The organism is Prevotella micans F0438 (assembly GCF_000243035.1).
In the GTDB taxonomy this organism is placed as follows: domain Bacteria; phylum Bacteroidota; class Bacteroidia; order Bacteroidales; family Bacteroidaceae; genus Prevotella; species Prevotella micans.
In genome coordinates, this window is record NZ_JH594522.1 from 144291 (window position 1) to 150334 (window position 6044).

Sequence of the window (6044 nt, forward strand, 5' to 3'; positions counted from 1 at the left end):
ATGTTGATGACGTAGGCAAAAATACTAAAATATATTTTTTAGCATGACCGTTTGGCTAAAAAAACTAAACTACTCATCATCGGGATTGTAAACTTAATATGTAGTGTTCCGTGACCTTATGCCCTTGTTATGAAAAATAACACCCGAAACCAATAACACGGCCGACATCGCTCTCAACGGCTCCTACATGGTGACTGCTCCCGGCACACATACATTGAAAATAAACTGCTATATTAAAAAGACCCAACCTTTCCCAATGGGAACACCGATGGATTCCCAATAGGAATACAAGACCTTTCCCAATGGGAATACAAGACCCTTCTCAGTGGGAATACAAAAGGCTTCTCAATAGGAAGTCGAAATGCAACTCAGCGACAAGTCTGTGCAGAACTAAAAGAAAGCAGTAAAAGAGGCAAAGGTCAAAAGGACGAGTTCCACATTATTCATTTTGGCAAACAAAAGATCCCTCTCACCTCAACGGCGAAAGGGATTCCCATTCTTTAAACTTTTCTATTATGATATTAAAACAATCTCTATTTCTGTTCAGCCTCAGCTTCTTCTTCGCGTGCCTCTAGAAATTCTTCTTCCTCGGCTGCGAATGATTCCTGAACGGACTCTTCTTGTGAAGTAGTTTCCTCTTCCTGGACGGGTTGGGGCTGGTTCTCGGCTACCACAGTAACTGGAAGTTTAACTTCGACGTCTTTAAAGAAATGAACGGTTGCCTCATAGTTGCCAACGCGCTTGATATCGCGCATAGTGATGATTTTGCGATCGATTTCTATTCCGCGTTTTACGAGTTCGGCGGCTACGATAGCTGCATTGACAGAACCGTAGGTTACACCTGTGGCCGAAACTTTGGCCTCGATAACTAGTTCAACATTTTCGAGCTGGGCAGCACGCTTTTCGGCTGCGGTTTTCTGGGCAGCAATCTTGGCGGCCTGCTGACGCAGATTTTCGGCCAATTGTTTCTTTGCTGATGGACTTGCAATGACGCCTTTGCCTTGTGGAATGAGGTAGTTACGACCATAACCGTTCTTGACGTTCACGATTTCGTTCTTGTAACCAAGTCCGATGATGTCTTCTTTCAGTATGATTTCCATTATTGAATCCTCCTTTTATTTTATTTCATCAAATCGGTTACGTAAGGCAACAGAGCGATCTGGCGTGCACGTTTGATTGCTTGTGCAACTCGGCGTTGATACTTCAACGAAGTGCCTGTAATACGGCGAGGAAGGATTTTTCCTTGTTCGTTGAGGAACTTTTTTAGAAATTCAGCGTCCTTATAGTCGATATATTTGATTCCGCTTTTCTTGAAACGGCAATACTTTTTCTTTTTTGTGTCTATGGACGGTGCATTGAGATAGCGAATCTCTGTTTTTTTCTGTTCTACCATGTCCTTAGGCCTCCTGTTTTTTTTCTGCCCATTTTGCACGGCGTTTTTCTGCATAAGCTGCGGAGTATTTGTCGTGTTTAACGGTGATGAAACGAATGACTTTCTCGTCGCGGCGGAATGCTGTTTCGAGTGTGTCGATAACTGCTGGCTCTGCGTTGTATTCTAACATTGCGTAGAAGCCTGATGACTTCTTTTGGATGCTGTAGGCCAGCTTCTTCAAACCCCAGGCCTCTTCGTTCAGGATTTCAGCACCTTTGTCGGTGAGTACTTTCTTGAACTTAGCGACCGTTTCCTTCATCTGTTCATCAGACAAAACGGGAGTCAAAATGAAAACGGTTTCGTATTGATTCATACTACTAAAATTATAAATATGTGAATTAAAAAAACGCCCTCGATTGTATCGAGAGCGTTGCAAAAGTAAGGCTTTCAACTTTGCTGGCCAAATATTTGCTACATTTGCGTTCACGTTATGAAGAAGGGTTTCTTTTATTCCGGGCTTTTCAGTGTTGCTGCAGGTTTGATTTGTTTTGCGGTTCACATTTTGGCCAGACCAGCAGGGAACAAGTTGTTGTTGATTGGGCTTTTTCTGGTTCTGGCCGGAACAGCAGGGCATGTATGGCTCATGAAAAGGCGCGATAGGTATTGATGTTTCCAATAATATAGTTTTATGATGATCGACAGGGCTACGGTTGACCGAATTTTGGACGCGGCAGACATCGTGGACGTTATTTCTGAGTTTGTTTCTCTGCGGAAACGGGGGACTAGCTATAAAGGATTGTGTCCGTTTCATGACGACAGCACTCCATCGTTCTCGGTAAGTCCGGTTCGTGGACTTTATAAGTGTTTCTCTTGCGGCGCGGCTGGGAATGTGGTTAATTTCATCATGCGACACGAGCAGATGAGTTATCCCGAGTCGCTCAAATGGTTGGCGAACAAGTATCACATTGAGGTTCGGGAGCGTGAATTGTCGACCGAGGAGAAGTTACAAGAGGGTCAGCGCGAGTCTATGTTTCTCGTGAACGAGTGGGCTGCGAAATATTTCCATAATATTTTGACTCATGATGTCGACGGCATTGCAATTGGCATGCAATATTTTCGCAGCCGCGGTTTCCGCGATGATATTATTGAGAAATTTCAGCTGGGATTCGCACTCTCTGCGCGCCATTCGCTCGCCGACGAGGCCTTGCGGGAAGGTTACAAGAAGGAATTTCTCGTATCGACAGGCTTGTGTTTTGAGAATGAGTCGGGCGAACTTGTTGACAGGTTCAGCGGACGTGTGATTTTCCCCTGGATTGGAGTTAGCGGAAAGGTTACGGCCTTTGGCGGAAGGCTTCTTGATTCGCGTACGAAGGGCGTGAGCCAGAAGTATGTCAATTCGCCCGACAGTTTAATCTATCATAAAGAGCGCGAGCTTTACGGAATTTTCCAGGCGAAGAAAGCCATAGCGAAATTCAACCTTGTATATATGGTAGAGGGCTATACTGACGTCGTCTCGATGCATCAAAATGGGATAGAGAACGTTGTTGCAAACAGCGGGACTGCTCTCTCGGTGTATCAAATCAGGCTTTTGCATCGCTTCACTCCGAACATTGTTTTGCTTTACGATGGTGATGAGGCCGGCCGTCATGCCGCACTTCGCGGAACCGATATGTTGCTTGCCGAGGGTATGAACGTGAAAGTTCTTTTGCTTCCCGACGGTCAAGACCCCGACGAATTTGCGCGAAATCACACGGCCGAGCAGTTCAGGAGTCATATCGAGGAGAATCAAACCGATTTCATTGTCTTCAAGATTAATATTTTGTTACGCGGAGTGACAGACCCTACCAGACGCTCTGCTGCAATAAACTCGATTGTTGAGAGCATCGCAGTGATTAAGGACCCTATTCTTCGTGACACCTACATCCGCGAGTGTGCCAACCGCACCGGAGTGCCTGAAGCGACACTCATGTCGCAAATGAACCGCTTTATTTTTTCGAGCAGAGAGCAGATGCAGCGCGAACAACAGCGCAAGATAGAAAAAGAGCCACAGCCGGAGCCTCTACGACCGGCAACTCCGATGCAACAAGCCACTCAAGTTGAGCGCATGCTCGTCCAAGCAATCGTACGCGACGGAGAGAAAGTAATCATAAGTGATGTACGAGACGAAGAAACCGGTCAATCAGTGAGCCTGAACGTTGCACAATATATTGATTACGACTTGGGCTTAGACAACCTCACCTTTTCAAATCCGATTTACAACAGAATCTTAGCCGAAGCCAAAGAACAAAGTCAAAATTCCGACTTTCGCGCCGAGGAATATTTCATTCATCATCCTGATATTGAAATCGCGCAGCTTGCAGCCGAGCTTTGTGCCGAGCAGTTTCAGCTCTCGGAGAGTATGCAGCTCAAAAAAAACGAAAACAGGCTCCGCGACAGTGTCATTCATCTCATTCTCGACTTCAGAAAGGACTTCATCGAGCATCATCTCAAGGAACTACAAGCCAGATTGCCCCTCGAAACCGAGCCCGAGCGCATTCTGGAGCTCATGAACGACATAAAACGAATGCGCGAGGTGCGAAATGCGCTCGCGAAGAAGTTGGGCATTAACATTGTGGTCTAAATGATTTACATACACTGGTTATTCCTTGCGCTCTACACCATTTTGGCAACAATTGCCATCATAACCGTACTGCTCGAGCACCGTCAGCCCGCAAAAACGATGGTATGGATACTGGTGCTCTCCTTTTTGCCTATTCCGGGCATAGTCTTGTACTTCTTCTTTGGGCAAAGAACGCGAAAAAAACGACACATTTGGCAACGGGGAATCGACCAGTTAACAAAAAGGTCGATGCTGGAGTTCGCAGAACAGGAAAATTTGAAACTTCCGCCACAGCATCGCACTCTGATTGACCTTTTCACGAACCAAAACCGAGTCATGCCATTCAAAAACAACGAAACCGAGATTTTTACCGATGGCTATGGCTTTGCACATGCGCTTCTTACAGAAATTGGAAGAGCCGTGCACCATATACACATCATTACTTACATCATAGAAGACGATCCTTTTGGCAACTTGATTGCCGACGCACTCATCGACAAGGCTCGCGAAGGCGTAGAGATACGATTAGTTTACGACGATGTAGGCTCATGGAGAACGCACAACCGCTTTTTTGAACGAATGCGCGAGGAAGGCATAGAGGTACAGCCATTCATGCCGGTTAGATTCCCCTTGCTCACAAGTAAAGTCAACTATCGCAACCATCGAAAGATAGCCGTGTTCGATGGGAGAGTGGGTTTTATAGGCGGGATGAATATCGCGCGCAGGTATATATCGCAAAAATGGCGCGATACACATGTCAAGATTACTGGAGCTGCCGTATATGGATTGCAGAGAGCATTCTTGCTCGATTGGTTTCTCATCGACAAAACATTAATTTCCAATCGTGCATACTACCCGACTGCAAAAATAAACCCCAACAACCAGTTGATACAGATTGTTACCAGCAATCCAACAGACCGATGGCCGGAGATTGAGCAAGGATACATCAAAATTATTCTCAGCGCCAGACAGTATGTCTACATGCAAACGCCATATTTCCTGCCGACAGAACCCATTCTCTTTGCACTACGCACAGCGGCCGTCTCGGGAGTAGACGTGCGACTCATGCTTCCGCTCCACACAGACACAAAACTCGTAGAATGGGCCTCACGCTCTTACGTAATGGACACAGTTCAGGCAGGCGTAAAGGTAGTGTTCTATAAAAACGGATTCAATCACTCAAAACTACTCGTCACAGATGATTCCCTCTCAACCGTAGGCTCATCCAACATCGACTTCCGAAGTTTCGAGAACAATTTCGAGGCAAATGCATTCTTCTACGATGAAAAAATTGCACTAAAAATAAAGCATGTCTTCCTAGAGGATGAACAAAACAGCATTCCGCTCGAACATGTTCGCAGCCTAACCGACCGCTCATTCCTTCAGCGCCTTTGGGAATCAATCGTCCGCCTCCTCAGTCCGCTATTATAAACACTCCCCCACTACACCCCCCATAAAATCAAAACAAAAAGCACACGCGCAAACTACACGACTAAAAAAATCTACCCGAAAATAAATCATATATATTGCATGACTCGAAAATTCTGCCAATAAACCACTTACGCAGTACACAAGAATCAAATTCAAAGCCCCGAATCGACTCATGCAGTGCACATGAATAAATTCGAGGCCTCAAATTCGACTCGTGCAGTCTGCAGAAATGAAAAACAAGACCTCGAATCGACTCATGCAGTCTGCAGAAATGAAAAACAAGACCTCGAATCGACTCGTGCAGTCTGCAGAAATGAAAAACAAGACCTCGAATCGACTCATGCAGTCTGCAGAAATGAATTCGAGGCCTCAAATTTGACTTATGCAGTATGCAGAAATAGAAAATAATACCTCGAATCGACTCATGCAGTCTACAGAAAGTTAATACAGTTAACAGAAACGACTCATGCAGTCTGCATATGTTAAATCTGATTCACATAATCCACTTATGCAGACAGCATGTGTTAAATCTAATTCACATAATCCACTTGTGCAGACTGCACAAGTGGATTTTTGTTATCATTTTCCACTTGTGTACACTGCATGAGTCATTTCTTGGCCAAATTTTCCACTTATGCACAC

Annotated in this window: 5 protein-coding genes; 2 read left to right on the forward strand and 3 right to left on the reverse strand. The window is 45.2% G+C overall.

Translation table 11 applies throughout. The features are described 5' to 3' along the window. Positions 1-533: 533 nt before the first annotated feature. The 3 genes from rplI to rpsF are packed head-to-tail and all read right to left on the reverse strand — an operon-like array spanning position 534 to position 1745. Complete coding sequence (rplI, locus tag HMPREF9140_RS05175) at positions 534-1100, reverse strand: 50S ribosomal protein L9 (protein WP_006952341.1); 567 nt, start codon at positions 1098-1100, stop codon at positions 534-536. A 20-nt stretch (positions 1101-1120) separates the two neighbouring features. Next, positions 1121-1393: a 30S ribosomal protein S18 gene (gene rpsR, locus HMPREF9140_RS05180; RefSeq protein ID WP_025073355.1), complete on the reverse strand. Its 273-nt coding sequence runs from the start codon at positions 1391-1393 to the stop codon at positions 1121-1123. Positions 1394-1397: 4 nt separating this feature from the next. Then, positions 1398-1745, reverse strand: coding sequence for a 30S ribosomal protein S6 (gene rpsF, locus HMPREF9140_RS05185; RefSeq protein ID WP_025073356.1), 348 nt, complete (start codon positions 1743-1745; stop codon positions 1398-1400). A 318-nt stretch (positions 1746-2063) separates the two neighbouring features. On the opposite strand from rpsF, the gene dnaG reads away from it, so the two are divergent. Then, positions 2064-3992, forward strand: a complete 1929-nt coding sequence (dnaG, locus tag HMPREF9140_RS05190) for a DNA primase (RefSeq protein ID WP_006952345.1) — start codon at positions 2064-2066, stop codon at positions 3990-3992. Beyond that, positions 3993-5402, forward strand: a complete 1410-nt coding sequence (gene cls, locus HMPREF9140_RS05195; RefSeq protein WP_006952346.1) for a cardiolipin synthase — start codon at positions 3993-3995, stop codon at positions 5400-5402. It begins immediately after the preceding gene. The last annotated feature ends 642 nt before the right edge of the window (positions 5403-6044 follow it).

Bases quoted from the DNA above. Each gene is read 5' to 3' on its own strand.
- rplI (WP_006952341.1), bottom strand. From the start codon at position 1,100: ATGGAAATCATACTGAAAGAAGACATCATCGGACTTGGTTACAAGAAC.
- rpsF (WP_025073356.1), bottom strand. From the start codon at position 1,745: ATGAATCAATACGAAACCGTTTTCATTTTGACTCCCGTTTTGTCTGAT.
- cls (WP_006952346.1), top strand. From the start codon at position 3,993: ATGATTTACATACACTGGTTATTCCTTGCGCTCTACACCATTTTGGCA.
- dnaG (WP_006952345.1), top strand. From the start codon at position 2,064: ATGATCGACAGGGCTACGGTTGACCGAATTTTGGACGCGGCAGACATC.
- rpsR (WP_025073355.1), bottom strand. From the start codon at position 1,393: ATGGTAGAACAGAAAAAAACAGAGATTCGCTATCTCAATGCACCGTCC.